Origin of the sequence: Dasania sp. GY-MA-18, from assembly GCF_024734385.1 — a bacterium.
GTDB classification, from domain to species: Bacteria; Pseudomonadota; Gammaproteobacteria; order Pseudomonadales; family Dasaniaceae; genus Dasania; species Dasania phycosphaerae.
The window spans coordinates 463864-481990 of record NZ_JANHAP010000001.1; the positions used below are offsets into that span (position 1 = coordinate 463864).

The following is an 18127-nucleotide window of genomic DNA, read 5'->3' on the forward strand; positions in this document are numbered from 1 at the left end:
CCAGGCTTACTCTTTATGAGCGCTTGCAGGTTTTCGCTATGAACACAGCCACTCTCACCCGCATCCAGCTACACAAACAAAGCAAAACTTTGGAGCTGCAGTTTGGCGAACAAAGCTACAGCCTAAGCGCGGAATACTTACGGGTATATTCCCCCTCGGCCGAAGTGCGCGGCCACAGCCCCAGCCAAGCGGTATTACAAACTGGAAAAATTAACGTCGCCATAGACGATATAAAAACTGTAGGTAATTATGCCCTGCAATTATATTTTAGTGATGGCCACGACAGCGGTATTTACTCCTTTAGCTACTTACATGAACTGGCCACCCAGTACGAGCCCTATTGGCAGGATTACTTACAACGCTTAGAGCAAGCCAAGGCCAGCCGCGACCCGGACCTGCAAGTGGTACGCATAGGCCTGTAAGCCAAGCCAGCAAGCCCCATAATAAAACGCGACAAGGCAGCCATATTGATTAAATACTTCCCCCTGTGGGCACCGCTAGCAGCAGTGGCGGGTTATTTAGCCCCCGACAGTTTGACCCCGCTCAAAGTCACTATTATTCCCCTATTAATGCTGGTGATGTTATGCATGGGCATGACCTTACGCCCCGCCGACTTTATTGCCATAAAACGCTATCGCAGCGCTTTGGCTGCCGGCCTGCTGTTACAGTTTTCGGTTATGCCTTTGCTGGCGCTAGCCTGCGCCAAAATTTTTCAGCTAGATAGCGATTTAAGCCTGGGCTTGCTATTGGTGGGCAGCGTTGCCGGTGGCACCGCCTCTAATGTGATGACTTATTTGGCCAAAGGGCATGTGGCACTATCGGTATCTATGACAGCATGCTCCACTCTGCTTAGTGTGGTGATGACGCCCTTACTGCTAACCTTGTTTAGCGGCACCCACATAGACATACCCGCACTGGCCATTTTAAACAGCCTAATAAAAATTATTATTTTGCCGGTAAGCCTAGGGCTGCTACTCAATGCTTACTGCCATCGCCATGTTAAAAAAATCGAGCCCGCCTTAGCACCACTGGCAGCACTGACTATTTTATTAATTATTGCCATAGTGGTTGCGCTAAACCAACCACGAGTAGCCACACTTGGGCTGGCGATTGTTTTTGCCAGCCTGCTGCACAATATTAGCGGTTTACTACTCGGCTATGCTGCGGCCTACGGGCTGGGCTTTAATAGCAAAATTTGCCGCACCATAGCCTTAGAGGTAGGCATGCAAAATTCTGGCTTAGCAACCGCACTGGCCTTAAAGTTTTTTAACCAAGCGGTGGCATTACCGGGCGCACTGTTTAGCATTTGGATTAATATGAGCGGCGCTATATTTGCCGCCCTGTGCGTACATCGTGATCAACAATCATCACCAGCTAAAGACTAGGAACCCTACATCTAGGAGCTAGGAACTAACATCATAAATCCACCAAAGGGTTTTGCGGCCAGGGCGGCTCAAAAAAACTATCGACCACGGCATCATCTACTTCGGCCAGTGTTTTATATTGCCATTGCGGATTTTTATCTTTATCCACTAACAAGGCCCTTACCCCTTCAGCAAACTCTGGGTGGCGCATAATATTGGTCACCAATACTAACTCGGCATTAAACACCGCTTTTAAATCTAGCTCGCGGCTAATCTGTAACTGTTTAAAAATCCATTTAATCGCCAGCGGCGAACCGCCGCGCAATCCTTGCTGAGCACGCTGCAACCACTCATCATCGCTTTGATAGGCTTCGATACGCTCGGCTATAAGCTGTACATCATCGCCCTCGCATAGCTGATCAATAATCGCTTGGTGGGGCTGTAGATTTGGCGCTGGTTGATCGGCCGCCGAGGCTTGAGCAAAGGCGCTTAGCTGCGCATTGATCAACTCACTATCGGCCTGCTTATCGCCACTAAAATGCAGCCCCTGCAAACACTCTAACACTTGCGCTTGCAGGCTGTGATTTATAAAGGTGTCGGCCAAGCCTGCATACAAAGCATCCGTAGCATTAATCGAAGCCGCGGTTAACGCTAAAAAGCGCCCACAGGCACCAGGCATACGATTTAAAAAATAGCTGCCGCCCACATCGGGAAATAAAGCGATGGTGACTTCGGGCATGGCAATGCGAGTTTTTTCTGAAACTACGCGATGGCTACAACCGGCCAGCAAACCTAAGCCGCCCCCCATCACTATGCCATGCCCCCAAACCACCATGGGCTTGCGGTAGTTATGTAACAAGTAATCCAAGCGGTATTCCAGCTCGAATAAGGTTTCAGCGTATTCACAGGGGCCACCAGGGGTTTGCAAAGACGATTGCCTTGCGGCCAATACATCACCCCCAGCGCAAAAAGCTTTTTCACCCTGGCCCTGTAAAAAAACCATTTTAATATGCGTATCACTCTGCCATTGCTGCAGCTGGGTATACAGCAGCTCAATCATGGGCAGATTTAAAGCGTTTAAGGTTTTTTCATTATTGAGGGTGGCTACCGCGATGGCGCCACCCTGGGGGCAGGCTAATTCAGAAAATAAAACCGGGGCAGTCACAGGCTTACCTCACTATGCGCTCGCTTTATGCACTCAGCAACAATTAATAAGCGTCTTCATCATCGTAATGGCTGAGATTTTCAAAGCGTGTGTATTGGCCAATAAAGGCTAGCTTACAATAGCCTATGGGGCCGTTACGCTGCTTGCCAATAATAATTTCACCCACGCCTTTATCGGTGGTGTCTTCGTTATACACCTCATCGCGGTAGATAAACATGATAACGTCAGCATCCTGCTCTATCGCACCGGATTCACGTAAGTCAGAGTTGATGGGGCGTTTATTGGGGCGCTGCTCCAACGAGCGGTTAAGCTGCGATAGCGCAACCACGGGACACTGAAATTCTTTGGCTATGCTTTTTAAAGAGCGGGATATTTCTGATATCTCTGCGGTTCGCCCTTCGTTATTGCCCGCCACCCGCATCAGCTGCAGGTAATCGATCATGATTAAGCCCAAATCGCCGTGTTCGCGCACTAAGCGCCGCGCCCTGGCCCGCACTTCGGTGGGGGTTAGCGCTGCGGTATCGTCTATAAACAGGGGCTTATCTTTGAGTTTGGTAATCGCCGCTGCCAGCTTGGGCCACTCCTCTTCACTGAGTTGGCCGGTACGCACATGGGTTTGATTGATGCGCCCCACCGAGGAAATCATACGCATCACAATGGCGTCGGCGGGCATCTCCATACTAAATACCAGCACCGGCTTTTCGCTGCCAAACAGGGCGTTTTCCACCAAGTTCATGGCAAAGGTGGTTTTACCCATAGAGGGCCTGGCGGCAACGATAATTAAATCTGAGGCCTGTAGGCCGGAAGTCATTTCATCGAGCTTGGCAAAGCCCGTGGTAACCCCGGTAATACCGCCGTCGGCGGTACTCATTTCGTCTATGCGCTCTAGGGTAAGCTGCAATAAGGGGTTTACCCCTTGCGGGCCGCCCTCTTTGGGGCGCTCCTCGCCTATTTTCATGATATTGCGTTCGGCTTCGTCCAACAGCTCATCACTGCTGCGCCCTTCGGGGCTATAGCCGCTTTCAACAATTTCATTGGCAACATTAATAAGTGAGCGCAAACTCGCGCGCTCACGCACCACAGTAGCGTAGGCGCGTATATTGGCCGCACTAGGGGTGTTTTTGGCCAGCTCGGCAAGGTAGGCCAAGCCGCCCACCTGCTCTAGTTCACCGGTGTTATTTAAGGCTTCGGATAAAGTAATAACATCTATGGGGTTTTCGGCATCAACCAAGGCCACCATTTGCCTAAAAATCTGCTTATGGGCACCACGGTAAAAATCTTCAGGCTTAAGCTGATCGGCCACATTATCCCAGGCCTCGTTGGCTATCATTAAGCCACCCAACACCGACTGCTCGGCCTCTATAGAATGCGGAGGCACTTTCAGCGCAGCCAAATCCACATCATCACCCATGCCTGGCGGCGGTGAAGACATCATATAATCAGCGGGTTCATGCTCGGGGTCAAAATCCACGGTACTTATAACCTAACAGCGTTTATTGTTATCAAAAAACAGGGGGATCATTGTGGGGTATTTGAGCTTTCAGCTCAATAGTCGATAGTCGATAGTCGATAGTCGATAGTCGATAGTCGATAGTCGATAGTCGATAGTCGATAGTCGATAGTCGATAGTCGATAGTCGATAGTCGATAGTCGATAGTCGATAGTCGATAGTCGATAGTAAAAATCTTGCCGTATCTATCGTCCCTGTCCAGCGCTTTTCAAGCTTTTCATTAGCGACTAGGAACTAGAGACTAAGAGCTAGCGACTTTAACCAACAAAAAAGGCCAGTGCCCATAGAGGGAGCTGGCCTTTTTCTTAATCTAGCAACTAGCGACTAAACACTAGCGACTGACAATCTTACTCAGCAACTACCGACAGCTTAACCGCTTGCATAACTTCTGAATGCACTTGCACGTCGATTTCGAATTCGCCGATTTCACGGATTACACCGTTAGGTAGACGAACTTCGCTTTTGCTAACTTCTACGCCAGCTTTGCTGATAGCATCAGCAATATCGCGAGTACCGATAGAACCGAACAGTTTGCCTTCATCACCGGCATTGCCCGCAATAACAACATTTAGTTCAGCTAACTTGGCAGCGCGTGCTTCAGCAGCAGAGCGTTTCTCAGCAGCGGCAGCTTCTAGCTCTGCACGACGTGCTTCAAAATCAGCAACGTTTGCCTTAGTGGCAGCAACTGCTTTGCCGTATGGTAATAAGTAGTTACGACCAAAACCGGCCTTAACATTAACCTTGTCACCTAACTCACCCAACTTACCTACTTTTTCCAGCAGAATAACTTGCATTGTATTCACCTTTTCTCTTGTAAGACCGCGTTCCGCTGGCCTGTCAAAACTCTATAGCGCTGGTAGGCTAAGCCTTGTCCAAACGCCCTCTTAAGTCGAACCAACTGTCTACAACAACTACCAGCAGTAGCAGTAACTTTATAGGATCGAGAATAAACCACCCTATATAGAACAGGCCTAACCAATGCCCATTCATTTGCTTTTTCGCCACCCATCCGTGCACCAAAGCAAAGCCTGCAAACATAAAGGGCACTACACATATCAATGCCCAAAACCGGTAATCGGCACCCAGTGACGACAAAGCAATGCCGGCCACTAGCAGTAACACAGTCAATGGTGGCGTTAATCGCAAGCTGTGAAACTCTTGGCGGAACCCGCCAGGGTTGTACAGCAGCGCCTGCCACCAGCGCGCCAAAATCAAACATAACGTCACCGTTATGGCATTACCCAAGCCCAACAGGCCGAGTATTTGCACCACCGTAGGTGCAGATATATTTACCTGCTGGCCCTGCGTGGCTTGATTTTGCAACTGAGTGATAAACTCACCCACAAAGCGCAAAATTTCTTCTATATAGGCCTGCCCAAACGCTAATAAAGCAAGCCCCGTTAATACGCCCGAGGCGGCTGCTGCAATCAATGTTAAGGGCCACGAAGCCGTCACTCTTAACACGCTGGCTAGCAGCGCCGTACCCAACATAGTGGCTAATGGGCCGGTATCACCCAAAACAACCATCACTATACTGGGCAGTAATGCCCAAAGAAGAACATTAAAGCCTTCTTTAAAACCTTGGCGTAATATGACTAGGGCAACAACCGCTGCACCTACCCATGTAAATAAAACTGTTGTAGAGGCCAGCACAGCTACCAAAATAGCCTGCGCCCTACCTTTCATCACAAACTCAGCTAAGGCGCGCATATCTGATCCCTACAGCCTTTACTAACCTTATTTGTGCTGGTCAGTGTAAGGCAATAAAGCCAAGAAGCGTGCACGCTTGATGCAAGACGCTAATTGACGCTGATACTTGGCTTTAGTACCGGTGATACGGCTAGGTACAATTTTGCCAGTTTCAGTGATATAGGCTTTTAATGTGTCTAGATCTTTATAGTCGATCTTGCTGACACCTTCTGCGGTAAAACGGCAGAACTTACGACGACGGAAAAAACGTGCCATGGTGTTACTCCTCAAATTCACAAATAAGCTGCTAGCAGCTAGTTAATTACTCTTCGCCAGCCTGCTCAGCTGATTCTTCAGAATCATCGCTATCGGCAGTTTCAGTAGCGGTTTCTTGAGTACGCTCTACGCGGCTGTTGCGACGCTCGCGGCTCTCTTTTTCGGCTTTCATGATGGGCGACTCTTCAGTAACAGCAGCATCACAACGGATAACCATGTTACGCAACACAGCATCGTTATAACGGAAAGCTGTTTCCAACTCGTCCATAGCGGTTTGAGAGGCTTCAACATTCATTAGAATGTAGTGAGCTTTGTGAATTTTGTTGATAGGGTAAGCCAACTGACGACGGCCCCAATCTTCAAAACGGTGGATTTTGCCACCATCAGATTCAATAGTTTGTGTATAGCGCTCAACCATGCTGGGCACTTGTTCACTTTGATCTGGGTGTACCAGAAATACGATTTCGTAATGACGCATATTTGCTCCTTACGGGTTAAAGTCACCCGGCAATCGCAGCCAGTATGACAAGGAGGATCGAACCGTTACCTGGCAAGCAAGCGAGCCGGATCGAAAGGAGGCGCGATTTTATGCAAAGAGGGGGGGATATGCAAGCCCTTTGGCTGATATTCAGCCAAAGGGCTTGCAGCTGTAAGTGGCAAGCTACAAGCGGCAAGCAGATCCGTGTTGAAACTAGGCCATTATTTCTTGCAGCTTGCCACTAGAGCTCTTCTACTAAAAAGCGAAAAGCAGGTACAGGAGAACCTTTCCGCACAGGCCTCATAAACGGCAGGCAAGCAGACCAGCGCTTTACCCCCCCCTTATCACTTGCAGCTTGCAGCTTATCGCTTGCCACTAAAATCCTAGAGCTCATCTAGGATTTTATAGTACATCATCCCCAGTGCCATAGCCGGGCGGCGCAGCAGCTTACCGCCGGGCCAGCTCATATGCTTAACCTTGGCGAAGGTATCAAAGCGCTCGGCATGGCCGGCTATCATCTCGGCGGTCACTCTGGCGGTCATATGGCTGGGAGCCACGCCGTGGCCAGAATAGGCCTGTATATAGAAGACGTTATCCGACAAGCGCCCCAGCTGCGTCAGGCGGTTGATGCCTATGCCCATCTGCCCGCTCCAGCCGTAATCTATGCGCAGATCGGCTAGCTCAGGAAACACCTTCAGCATTTTTTTACGCAGTGTACCCACCACATCATTGGGCTCTAGGCCCGTGTAATTCGACAGGCCACCAAACAACATGCGCTTGTCGGCGGTGAGGCGGAAGTAATCCAACGCCGTGCGGGGATCACACACGGCAATATCGGCGGGCAGGGTTTGCTTTATCTGGGCCTCGCTTAAGGGCTCGGTAGCTATTACACAACTGGTAGAGGGCAGCACCTTACAGGCCAGCTTGGGCTCTAAATCCCCCATATAGGCGTTACCGCAGGTCACCACATATTTGGCCTTAACCACGCCTTGATCGGTATGCACCTCGGGCCGCGGGCCGTGCACTATATTACGCACCCGCGATTGCTCAAAGATCTGTACACCTAAGCTCTCGGCTGCCCTGGCCTCACCCAAACACAAATTCAGCGAATGCACATGGCCGTAGCCATTATGGTTAATCAGGCCGCCTATATAGTTATCGGAGTTCACATAAGCTTTAATACCCTGACTATCGAACAACTCCAGCTTGTGGGGGTAGCCATTTTTTTCCTGATACTCGCGCCATTGCTCAAACTCACGCATATGGCGGGGCTTAATCGCAACGCTGCCATAGCCCCACTTAAGATCGCACTGTATATCGTATTTGGCGACACGTTCGCGAATAATTTCGCAACACTCCACCCCCATATCAAAGATACGGCGTATACCTTCTTTGCCTATCCATTTTTCAAAGCGGTGGTGATCGTGACCTATGCCTCCAATAATTTGCCCACCATTGCGGCCCGAGGCTCCCCAGCTAATGCGATTAGCTTCGACTAAGACCACCTTATAGCCGCGCTCGGCTAATTCCAGCGCCGTATTCACGCCAGTAAAACCGCCGCCTATGATGGCCACATCGGCTTGTACCTCCCCCTGTAATTGCGGGTAATCGGTTTGCCAATTGGCGGTGGCGGCATAATAGGAGCCGGTGTGCTCGCTGGTTTCTTGACTAGGTTTCAACCAAAACATAGAACTTTCCCACTATTAGACAGCCGCACTGCAAGAGTCACTTAAGATTAAAATTAACAGGACAGCTATAAACTATATAAACAATCACCCGTACCGCAACACACTGTCGCAGGCACAAGCATCATAGAGCGCGCTAAACGCAACGCTTAAACATTAGAGGGAGGTTGCGGGGTCTTCGTCTTCACCGCGAAAGTAGTCCTGCCAGGCTGCAGCCGTACATACCCAGTGCGACCAGGTAATAAAGGTAGGCTTGCCAGCGCTGGAGATCGTGTTCATATACACAAAGCCAATACAGGAATGAATGAGCGTTCATTAAAACGCGCCTCCCCCATTGTTGTCAATGGGGGAGGCGGGGCATAATGCTATACGCACTCCGGAGGCCGGAGTCTATCTTTTTCTAGCGACTAGCGACTTTCCACTAGAGACTTTCCACTAGAGACTAGGAGGCTGGCCGCCTTTGGCGGCCGATCTCAAACAAACACACCCCCGTAGCCACCGACACATTCAAACTGCTGACACTGCCCGCCATGGGCAGCTTGATTAGATAGTCGCAGTGCTCACGGGTGAGGCGGCGCATGCCCTTACCCTCAGCCCCCATAATTAACGCTATGGGGCCGGACATATCAACGTCGTAAATTTCCTGCTCGGCCTCACCGGCGGTGCCGTATATCCATATGCCGCGCTGCTGTAAGTCGCGCAGGGTACGCGCCAAGTTAGTGATTTGCACAAAGGGCATAACCTCGGCAGCACCACAGGCCACCTTGCGGGCGGTGGCGTTTAAACCGGCGGCATTGTCTTTGGGGACGATAACCGCATCCACGCCAGCGGCATCGGCGGTACGCAGGCAGGCGCCCAAATTGTGGGGGTCGGTCACACCATCCAAAATCAATAATAAAGGCGGGTGATCCAGCTCATCTAACAACAGCTCTAAGTCGCGCTCGCGCAACAACTGGCTGCCCTGAGATTGCGCCACCACACCTTGGTGCTGGCCCTTGACCATATCGTCTAAATCTTTTCTATCCAGATACTCACAGGCTATCTCGGCTTGCTCGGCGCTAGCCAATAAAGCCTCCATGCGAGCGTCTTTGCGGCCGCGCTGAATATACAGTTTCTCTACTCGCTCAGGCTGGCGTTCCAGTAAAGAGGCGACGGCATGTATGCCAAAAATCAAAGTGGTATTGCTCACGGTATGGGGCTGCCTGTGGGTAAGGGGTTAATGGATCAGTGGCGGGATTTTACATGGTTTTGAGGGGGAATGCGCTGGGGTGGTTTTTTAAAAAAGAGCTGCGCGACCCTGTGCTTATCTAAGACCTCATAGCAACACTCCAGATAAAACGCACAACCCGTCTCATCAAAAAAGCATGCATGCCGTTTTACCCAGCTGTATAGCCTTGCTTGGTAAACACCAGCTCTTGCAAAAGTAGCAAACTGATCAGGAGCCTTGGCTAGAATACCACCATAAGCAATACCCTATTAAGGCAATAACCGCTACGTCAGTAGCTTTGTAAAAATTTAGTTATCTGGAAAAACATCTAAAAGAAAAACTTGTGAACTAAATTTGACCTAGCAGAAAGCTTTATAAAAAGCTGATAACTACCAGGTCAAACCTGAATTGCTGCGCCTTATTTACTGGGAAACAGCACGTTTGGATGTTCCCCCTCCGCTGCTGCACACACACTCGTATTGGAAAGCTTTACGGGTATAGCGATGCTTTCCTCCACCTAGCTTTTGAATATCGGGGGTAGGGCCGAACACATAATTTGGCGCGCCCGTTGCCGCAGACCCAACCGCTGCCGGCACATCACCTGATTTGCATTTGTAGGCCACGTCATCTCTGGGCATGCCATTACCCCAATCAAATTCGGCGGTGAATTCAGGGGCTGTGTACGGGCCACCGCAAACTGGTACCGGCTTCAGGTAATTCATACTCACGTCCCCACTCTTGCCGCCTGCAGCAGCGCTCGTCGATACGCTTTGGCCTCTTGCCGTCGAAGCTTCAATACCTGCCAGGCGTTTTTCAATGACGGCAATATCCGCATTAATTTTGGCCATTTTCTGGGCATTATCGATGGCGTATAGCGTACGCTGAGTATCCGCCACACTCTTCTCAATAATCTGATCTGCGACAGTGCTGCTGCCAACTGCTTGCTGTATGTGTTGAGCAAAGCTGTACATGTTTTGCCTGTCTCGATTATCCGCCGCGGCCTTTTCACTACGCCCAAAACGATCGCGAATACGCTTCATACGGTTAATCTCATTGGCATACTGCCGCTCAAGTGAGGCCACGCTAGCCACGCCTTTCATTTTTTCACCGATCACATCATCGGCCTGAGAGGAATGCTCACCAAATAGCTTGGCTAACTGCTTACGCTGCTTCCTATAAGGTGGGCAAAGTTTGTCTTTCTCCCTGTCTAACGCATCCAGCAGCTGTCTTTGATAGTCCTCACAAGCCGGTGAGGGATGTTGATCGCCGTAAACCGAAACGATGCAAGTAAACTCACTGGCTTGGCTGTACATCCGCCCCGATGTGAAACAAGGTGCCGCCGTTTCCCTTAGACTGGCCACCGCAGCCTTCAAATCAGCGTCATTATCAAAGTACTGCCTGATGGCATCTCTCTTTTCAACATAAATCGCCCGCCCCCGTTTATACTTGTAGTATGCCTCCAAGGTATCGAAGAATAAGACCTCTTCAAGAAATCCCGCTATACCGTATTTTTGTCTTAACTTGGCATGTTTAATAATACTTTCAAAAGTTGAACGGTCGGCCCCATAACGAACCAACAACTCAGCACGTTTAACATAAGGGTCTGTATTGGTTTTCATACCCTTTTTGTAATAGTTAGAATATTTATCCCATGCAGTATCACGCAAGACAGAGCTGCCTAATGTATCGACAGCATTCGGGTCAGCACCGGCTTGCAACATGGCCTCAATCATCTGTAGATCGTGGGTATCATCATAAGGCAATGCATAACCGCCAATTTCTGCTCTCAGGGGACGCAGCACGGCCAATGTTAAAATAGGTTCGTATATTATTTGATTTGAAGCCACCGATGGCACCATGGCGTTAACATCTGCACCCTTTGCAATCAGCTCTGGCACACGCTCAGGCGTATGCATAATAGCGGCAGCCAAGGGCGTGAGCCCTAGTGGCGATTGCCGATTAATGTCACCAACGCCTGATAACAACACACGGCTTTCAGCGGTATGCGTCTCTTTATTTTTTTGGTAATCAAAACCAGAACAGCCGACAACCATTAAAACCAGCAGAATTAAACCAAATAACTGAGTAAGTTGGCGCTTTATTTCCATATCGTTTCTCTCATCAATTAAGCTGCCCACAGACGACAAATAAAAAAAAACGATGATTATAACTAACACTATTAAAAGAAACCAAGTACAGGAATCGCAACATTTTTTAACCCGTCTGAGCTCTGCTAGACTCCTTCCAGCCAACGCCATTCAAAGAAAAGGATTTGAAAAAAAGCGATAAGCACCCAAAATCCTAATACGAAGACCTAGGCGTAATCTCCGGATTAATCTCACCATAAACCTCGTCAGGGTCCACATCATTAAGCAACAACACTTCCCTAACAGCCTCTATATGCTCCAGCACGGTTTGATAGCGCTCGCCGTATTCGTATTGGTTAACTTCTATAGCCTTGGGCATATAGCTAAACGCAATTTTTAATGCTTGCAAAGCAGCGGCATCCAATGGTTGGCTCATTGCAAAACTCCTTTAACAGCCTTATACGGGGTTATCTATATCCACAAAGTGATGTGTTAAACCCAACTCATTGGCCAGCCACTCACCCAAGGCTTTAACACCGTAGCGCTCGGTAGCGTGATGTCCAGCTGCCATATAGTGTATGCCCAACTCCCTAGCGCTGTGCACGGTGGGCTCTGAGATTTCGCCGGATAAAAATAAATCGGCCCCAGCCGCCACAGCCTGCTCTATATAGCCTTGTGCCGCACCGGTACACCAGGCCACCCGGCTAATGGTGGCATCAGCCGCGCCAATTAATAGTGGCTCGCGCTTAAGCACGGTTTTTACTCGCTGGCTAAAATCGGCTGCACTCATAGGAGGATTAAGACTACCCACATTACCAACCGGCCGCGCCTCACCGGGTTGCAAGCCACCTTCTACGCTAAGGCCTAATAGCTCAGCCAACTGAGCGTTGTTGCCCAATACCGGATGGGCATCCAGCGGCAGATGGTAGGCCAGCAGGTTGATATCATTATCCATTAGGGTTTTGATGCGCTGGTATTTCATGCCGGTAAGGCGAGCGTCTTCCCCCTTCCAAAAATAGCCGTGGTGCACTAATAACGCGTCAGCCTTGAGCTTTACCGCCTCATCTATTAAGGCTTGTGAGGCTGTTACCCCCGTCACCAGGGTTTTGATGGTATTAGCGCCCTGCACCTGCAGGCCATTGGGGCAGTAATCGCTAAATTGCTCAGGCATTAACTGCCCTTCTATAGCATCGACTAACTGTTTGATTGTTATTGCGTTTTTGGCCTGACTCATTACACCCTCTTTGCGCTATTTCTCATTGTGCGGATACTGATAATAAAAAATTCATGCTAGGCTAACAGCCCATTGAATACCAGTGCTAACTCTGCGGCATAGTAAGCGATACCCAATACATGAATAAACTCATACGATTTTTAAGCTGGCCTGTACTTTGTGGCGTGTTAGCCGCCGTGATTATTTTGCAGTACCTCAACAATGGCAACAGTCAGCACTCAGCCCCCGCCAACATTGGCCCCAATAGTTATGCGCAGTCTGTACAAAATGCCGCCCCGGCGGTGGTGAATATTTACACTAAAAAAACCGTAAAACAAAAACTGCCACCACTGTTTAACGACCCCTTTTTTAGGCACTTTTTAGAGCGCAATAACATACGCCAAAAAGAGCGCGTGCAACAAAGCCTGGGCTCTGGCGTAATTATGAATGAGCAGGGCTTTATTTTAACCAATCACCACGTTATTAACGGTGCTGAGGAAATCCTAATACTGCTACACGATGGCCGCGAAGCCTTGGCCAATATTGTGGGCAGCGACCCCGACACCGACTTAGCGGTATTAAAAATCGAGCTGGATGACCTGGCCTTTATCCAATTGGGTGACCCAGCACAGGCACAGGTAGGCGACGTAGTACTGGCCATAGGCAACCCCTACGGCTTTGGCCAAACCGTTACCCAGGGCATAATCAGCGCCACCGGCCGCTATGGTTTGCAGCTCAATACCTATGAAAACTATATACAAACCGATGCAGCTATTAACCCCGGCAACTCTGGCGGCGCACTGGTGGACGCCCAAGGCAAATTGCTGGGCATTAACTCCGCCATTTACAGCCGCACCGGCGGCTCGCAAGGTATAGGCTTGGCCATACCTATAGATTTAGCCCTGCGCATAGCCGAAGATTTAATCCAATACGGTAAAGCCATACGTGGCTGGCTAGGGGTAGAGGTGCAGCCACTCACGGCCATGGCCGCACAAAATTACAACCTCAGCCCCGGCAATGGTGTGGTAGTGACTGCTGTGGCCGATACCGGCCCCGCCGCACAGGCCATGATAAAACCTGGCGACATTATTGTAGCGATTAACAACAAGCCCATAGGCGACGGCAATATAGGTATGAACCTGATTGCCGCCACCCGCCCTGGCGAGCAAGTCAGCATAGAGCTGGTGCGCAACCGCAACCACTTTAACGTCACAGCCATAATCGGCAGCCGCCCCGAGTAAGGCAGCAGCTTATGACCCCACAATTACAGCAGCAGTTTGCGCATTACAGCCAAAGCCATCAACACCCCAGCAATTTATTAATACATGCCATAGCAGTGCCGTTAATTTACCTCAGCGTGCTGGGCCTGCTTTGGGCCATCCCACTACCCTATGGCAGCAACGCCGCTTGGTTGGGCATAGCAATCACTTGCGGTTTTTACCTGCGCCACTCCCTGAGTTTATGCTTGGGCATATTAGCGCTATCGGCACTGGCCGTTTTGGGCTGCGCGCTACTACAGCAGCAAAATATTTCTGTAGCACTGACCTCGTTAGCTATTTTTATTGTGGCTTGGCTGGCACAATTTATAGGCCACGCTATAGAGGGCAAAAAGCCTTCTTTTTTTGAGGACTTAAGTTTTTTATTAGTAGGCCCAGGCTGGGTGCTGGCAAAACTTTATCGCCGCCTGCACATTCCCGTTTAACTTTTATTATCAAACTAGCAATTGAAGAGAGACAACTATGCAGTTTTTAGTGACCGCTTTAGATGGCACCGACGAACTAGCCCCACAGCGCCGTTCAGATGCCCGCGAAGAACATCTTAAAGGTGCCAAAGCACTAAAAGACTCTGGCCATATCTTAGAGGTAGGCCCCATACTCAGCGACGACGACAAAATGATAGGCTCGTTTATTTTATGCGAGTTTGATAGCCGCGCCGCGCTGGAAGACTGTTTAAACAATGATATCTACAGCAAAACAGGGGTGTGGGTAAATATTGATATTAAGCCGGTGAAGGTGGCTTTTAGATAAGTTTTTAAAATCGGCTATATAGAGCAAGGCAGCGATTTATAAGCAGCCGCCTTGCTCTATATTATCTAGCGCTTCAAGATAAAGCTTAAAAACACCTAATCTTTGATGCGGTATTCCGCAGAGCGGGCATGAGCCGTTAAAGATTCACCTCTGGCTAATACCGAAGCCGACTTGCCCAACGCTGAGGCACCCTCTGGCGAGCAAAAAATTAACGAGCTGCGCTTTTGAAAATCGTACACACCTAAGGGTGATGAAAACCTTGCCGTGCCAGATGTAGGCAATACGTGGTTAGGCCCCGCACAGTAATCCCCTAAGGCCTCAGCGGTGTGGCGGCCCATAAAAATAGCACCCGCGTGGCGTATGCGTGGCAGCATGGCCTCGGGGTCGGCGATGGATAACTCCAAGTGCTCGGGGGCGATGCGGTTAACCACTTCGGCGGCCTGCTCTACGCTGTGCACGTGTATAAACGCCGCGCGCTCACGCAGTGAGACCTTAACAATATCCTGCCTATCCAAAGTGGGTAGCAGCTTATCCATGCTGGCTTGTACTTGCGCTAAAAAGTCCGCGTCTTCACTCACCAATATCGATTGCGCATCTTCATCGTGCTCGGCCTGGGAAAATAAATCCATGGCTATCCAATCGGGGTCGGTCTTACCGTCGCATAACACTAAAATTTCGGAAGGCCCAGCAATCATATCCAAGCCCACTTGGCCAAACACTTTGCGCTTAGCGGTAGCCACAAAAATATTACCGGGGCCCACAATTTTATCCACCCGCGGTACCGTTTGGGTGCCGTAAGCTAAGGCCGCAACGGCCTGCGCGCCACCTATGGTAAACACTCTATCAACACCGGCTATAGCCGCTGCCGCCAACACCATATTATTGCGCTCGCCCTTGGGGGTGGGCACCACCATAATCAGCTCGCCTACCCCGGCCACTTTGGCGGGGATGGCATTCATTAATACCGAAGAAGGGTAAGAGGCTTTGCCGCCGGGCACATATAAACCCACTCTATCCATGGCGGTGACTTGCTGGCCCAACACGGTGCCATCGGCTTCGGTATAAGACCAGGACGCTTGCTTTTGGTGTTCGTGATAAGAGCGTACCCGCTGCGCGGCCAACTCTAAGGCTTGGCGCTGCTCGTCGCTGATATCTTTTAAAGCCTGTTGCAATACGGCCTGCGACATTTCCAACTCAGCCATAGCATTGACCGCAAGGCCATCAAAACGCTGGGTGTATTCCACCACTGCAGCATCACCGCGGGCGCGCACACCGGCGACGATTTCATCTACCGCTGTTACCACGGCATGATCTGACACCGACTCCCAAGCCAAGAGTGCATCTAACTCTGCCGCAAAGTTTTTGCTGTTGGCATCCAGTTGCTTAATGGCAACGCTGGGGGTATTGGTATTGCTCATTGCTGTATTCGCTTATCGCTAAGAAAAATAAAAGTAAAAATCAGAATTAATTTTGCGCGGCCACCGCCTGCGCCAGCTTGTCGATGAGTTCTTGTATGCGTTGGTGCTTGCGCTTCATCGCGGCTTTGTTCACCACTAAGCGCGAACTCACATCGGCGATATGATCCAGCGGCTGCATGCCATTGGCTTTTAAGGTATTACCCGTATCGACTATATCGACAATAATATCGGCCAAATCCATTAGCGGCGCTAACTCCATGGCACCGTAGAGCTTAATAATATCCGCCTGCTGGCCCTGGGCCGCAAAGTGCTGCTTGGCGATATTGACGAACTTGGTCGCCACTCGCACGCGGCCCTTGGGTAATTCACGCCCCACCATGGCGGCGGTCATTAAACGGCATTTGGCAATTTGTAAATCCAGCGGCTCGTATAAATCGGCGCCGTCTACTTCCAATAACATGTCTTTACCCGACACCCCTATATCGGCAGCGCCATGCTGCACATAGGTGGGCACATCCGAGCCGCGTATAACAATCAACTTTACATGGGGCTGATTGGTTTCAAAAATCAGCTTGCGGCTTTTGCTAATATCTTCCAGCGGCTCTATGCCTGCGGCGGCAAATAGCGGCAGCGTTTCTTTGAGTATACGGCCCTTGGTGAGGGCAATAATAATGTCTTGATCGTTATTCATTACATTAACTTTTTAAAAAGGTTAGTTGGCAATACGACGTATATTAGCGCCCAGTAATTGCAGCTTTTCTTCTATGCACTCGTAACCGCGATCGATATGGTAAATACGATCAATCAGCGTATCACCCTCGGCAATTAAACCGGCGATAACCAAGCTAGCTGAAGCGCGCAAATCACTGGCCATAACCGGTGCTGCTTTTAGGCGCTCTATGCCGGTAATGACCGCCGTGTTGCCCTCTATGGTGATATTAGCACCCATGCGCTTCATCTCTTGAGTTTGGTTGAGGCGGTTTTCAAAAATCGTCTCGACTATAGTGCTAGTGCCTTCAGCTATGGTGTTCATAGCCGTCAGTTGAGCCTGCATATCGGTGGGAAACCCCGGATAAGGCGCGGTGCGTATGTTAACAGCCTTGGGCCTGCGGCCTTCCATATCCAGCTCTATCCAACCATCGCCGGTGGTGATTTTAGCGCCGGCGTCTTCCAGCTTAACTATCACCGCTTCTAAAATGTCGCTGCGAGTATCTTTAAGCTTAACTCGGCCACCGGTAGCGGCGGCGGCCACTAAGTAGGTACCGGTTTCTATGCGGTCGGGCATTACCGCGTAATCACAGCCGTGTAATTTCTCCACCCCTTCTATGGTGATAGTGGCGGTGCCGTGACCTTGGATTTTGGCACCCATGGCAATTAAAAATTCGGCCAGGTCTACCACCTCGGGTTCGCGGGCGGCGTTTTCTAAAACTGTTTTGCCTTCGGCTAAAACGGCGGCCATTAAAATATTTTCAGTGCCGCCTACGGTGACCGTATCCATTAAGATATGCGCGCCTTTTAAGCGGCCATTGGATTTAGCTCGGATATAACCTTCATCCACCGTAACGGTTGCGCCCAGCGCCTCAAAACCTTTTAGGTGTATGTCTACGGGGCGGCTACCTATGGCACAACCACCGGGGAAGGAGACATTGGCTTCGCCAAAATGCGCCAACAAGGGCCCCAACACTAAGATGGAGGCACGCATGGTTTTTACCAGCTCATAGGGCGCGGTTAGTTCGCTTATGGTGCCGGGGTTAATTTCTATACCCAGTTTTTCATCGATAATGGCATCCACCCCCATGCAGCGCAGCAGCGTAATCATGGTGGTGATGTCGTGCAAATGCGGTAGGTTGCGTATGGTCACCGGCTCACTGGCCAGTAATGACGCCGCCAAGATTGGCAACGCTGAGTTTTTAGAGCCAGAGATACGGATTTCGCCGTCTAGCCTAGTTCCGCCTTTAATCAGCAGTTTATCCATGAAAAAACCTTAAGTAATTGTGCTGCAACTCTG

The 18127-nt window shown here is 50.0% G+C and carries 20 protein-coding genes; 5 read left to right on the forward strand and 15 right to left on the reverse strand.

Features of this window, described 5'->3' with window-relative positions; genetic code table 11:
- Positions 1–38: 38 nt before the first annotated feature.
- Both NO559_RS02085 and NO559_RS02090 read left to right on the forward strand, forming a co-directional pair.
- On the forward strand, positions 39–422 hold the full coding sequence (locus NO559_RS02085) for a DUF971 domain-containing protein (RefSeq protein ID WP_258330115.1): 384 nt from the start codon (positions 39–41) through the stop codon (positions 420–422).
- Between the two features lie 45 nt (positions 423–467).
- Entirely contained in the window at positions 468–1385 is a 918-nt protein-coding gene (locus NO559_RS02090; RefSeq protein ID WP_258330116.1) for a bile acid:sodium symporter family protein, read from the forward strand.
- Positions 1386–1416: 31 nt separating this feature from the next.
- On the opposite strand, the gene NO559_RS02095 is transcribed toward NO559_RS02090, so the two are convergent.
- The 12 genes from NO559_RS02095 to NO559_RS02150 all read right to left on the reverse strand — a co-directional run bounded on the left by NO559_RS02095 (position 1417) and on the right by NO559_RS02150 (position 12695).
- Entirely contained in the window at positions 1417–2529 is a 1113-nt protein-coding gene (locus NO559_RS02095; protein WP_258330117.1) for an enoyl-CoA hydratase/isomerase family protein, read from the reverse strand.
- A 43-nt stretch (positions 2530–2572) separates the two neighbouring features.
- Positions 2573–3961, reverse strand: a complete 1389-nt coding sequence (dnaB, locus tag NO559_RS02100; RefSeq protein ID WP_309149051.1) for a replicative DNA helicase — start codon at positions 3959–3961, stop codon at positions 2573–2575.
- A 425-nt stretch (positions 3962–4386) separates the two neighbouring features.
- On the reverse strand, positions 4387–4833 hold the full coding sequence (rplI, locus tag NO559_RS02105) for a 50S ribosomal protein L9 (RefSeq protein ID WP_258330118.1): 447 nt from the start codon (positions 4831–4833) through the stop codon (positions 4387–4389).
- Positions 4834–4900: 67 nt separating this feature from the next.
- Entirely contained in the window at positions 4901–5749 is an 849-nt protein-coding gene (locus NO559_RS02110; protein WP_258330119.1) for a hypothetical protein, read from the reverse strand.
- Between the two features lie 27 nt (positions 5750–5776).
- Positions 5777–6004 carry a 30S ribosomal protein S18 gene (gene rpsR / locus NO559_RS02115; protein WP_258330120.1) on the reverse strand — a complete coding sequence of 76 codons (228 nt, stop codon included), beginning with the start codon at positions 6002–6004 and terminating at the stop codon, positions 5777–5779.
- A 46-nt stretch (positions 6005–6050) separates the two neighbouring features.
- Complete coding sequence (gene rpsF / locus NO559_RS02120; RefSeq protein WP_258330121.1) at positions 6051–6482, reverse strand: 30S ribosomal protein S6; 432 nt, start codon at positions 6480–6482, stop codon at positions 6051–6053.
- 383 nt (positions 6483–6865) lie between these two features.
- Positions 6866–8170 (reverse strand): FAD-binding oxidoreductase, encoded by a 1305-nt coding sequence (locus NO559_RS02125; RefSeq protein WP_258330122.1) that lies wholly within the window; start codon positions 8168–8170, stop codon positions 6866–6868.
- Positions 8171–8323: 153 nt separating this feature from the next.
- Positions 8324–8446, reverse strand: coding sequence for a hypothetical protein (locus tag NO559_RS02130; protein WP_258330123.1), 123 nt, complete (start codon positions 8444–8446; stop codon positions 8324–8326).
- Positions 8447–8609: 163 nt separating this feature from the next.
- Positions 8610–9356: a 23S rRNA (guanosine(2251)-2'-O)-methyltransferase RlmB gene (rlmB, locus tag NO559_RS02135; protein WP_258330124.1), complete on the reverse strand. Its 747-nt coding sequence runs from the start codon at positions 9354–9356 to the stop codon at positions 8610–8612.
- Between the two features lie 440 nt (positions 9357–9796).
- Entirely contained in the window at positions 9797–11482 is a 1686-nt protein-coding gene (locus NO559_RS02140) for a hypothetical protein (protein ID WP_258330125.1), read from the reverse strand.
- Positions 11483–11675: 193 nt separating this feature from the next.
- Complete coding sequence (locus NO559_RS02145; RefSeq protein ID WP_258330126.1) at positions 11676–11897, reverse strand: penicillin-binding protein; 222 nt, start codon at positions 11895–11897, stop codon at positions 11676–11678.
- A 21-nt stretch (positions 11898–11918) separates the two neighbouring features.
- Positions 11919–12695 carry a Nif3-like dinuclear metal center hexameric protein gene (locus tag NO559_RS02150; protein WP_258330127.1) on the reverse strand — a complete coding sequence of 259 codons (777 nt, stop codon included), beginning with the start codon at positions 12693–12695 and terminating at the stop codon, positions 11919–11921.
- Positions 12696–12814: 119 nt separating this feature from the next.
- On the opposite strand from NO559_RS02150, the gene NO559_RS02155 reads away from it, so the two are divergent.
- The 3 genes from NO559_RS02155 to NO559_RS02165 are packed head-to-tail and all read left to right on the forward strand — an operon-like array spanning position 12815 to position 14701.
- The gene (locus NO559_RS02155; protein WP_258330128.1) at positions 12815–13915 is read left to right on the forward strand and encodes a trypsin-like peptidase domain-containing protein; all 1101 of its coding nucleotides are present in this window, start codon (positions 12815–12817) and stop codon (positions 13913–13915) included.
- Between the two features lie 11 nt (positions 13916–13926).
- A complete protein-coding gene (locus NO559_RS02160; protein ID WP_258330129.1) occupies positions 13927–14376 on the forward strand; it encodes a DUF962 domain-containing protein in 450 nt (149 codons plus the stop codon).
- Positions 14377–14413: 37 nt separating this feature from the next.
- Positions 14414–14701: a YciI family protein gene (locus NO559_RS02165; protein WP_258330130.1), complete on the forward strand. Its 288-nt coding sequence runs from the start codon at positions 14414–14416 to the stop codon at positions 14699–14701.
- Between the two features lie 95 nt (positions 14702–14796).
- Here NO559_RS02165 and hisD read toward each other — a convergent pair whose 3' ends face one another.
- From hisD to murA, 3 genes are read right to left on the reverse strand one after another with little or no spacing between them, the layout of a single operon-like run.
- Positions 14797–16119 (reverse strand): histidinol dehydrogenase, encoded by a 1323-nt coding sequence (gene hisD, locus NO559_RS02170; RefSeq protein WP_258330131.1) that lies wholly within the window; start codon positions 16117–16119, stop codon positions 14797–14799.
- Between the two features lie 46 nt (positions 16120–16165).
- Positions 16166–16810, reverse strand: coding sequence for an ATP phosphoribosyltransferase (hisG, locus tag NO559_RS02175; protein ID WP_258330132.1), 645 nt, complete (start codon positions 16808–16810; stop codon positions 16166–16168).
- 21 nt (positions 16811–16831) lie between these two features.
- Complete coding sequence (murA, locus tag NO559_RS02180; protein ID WP_258330133.1) at positions 16832–18094, reverse strand: UDP-N-acetylglucosamine 1-carboxyvinyltransferase; 1263 nt, start codon at positions 18092–18094, stop codon at positions 16832–16834.
- Positions 18095–18127: the final 33 nt, after the last annotated feature.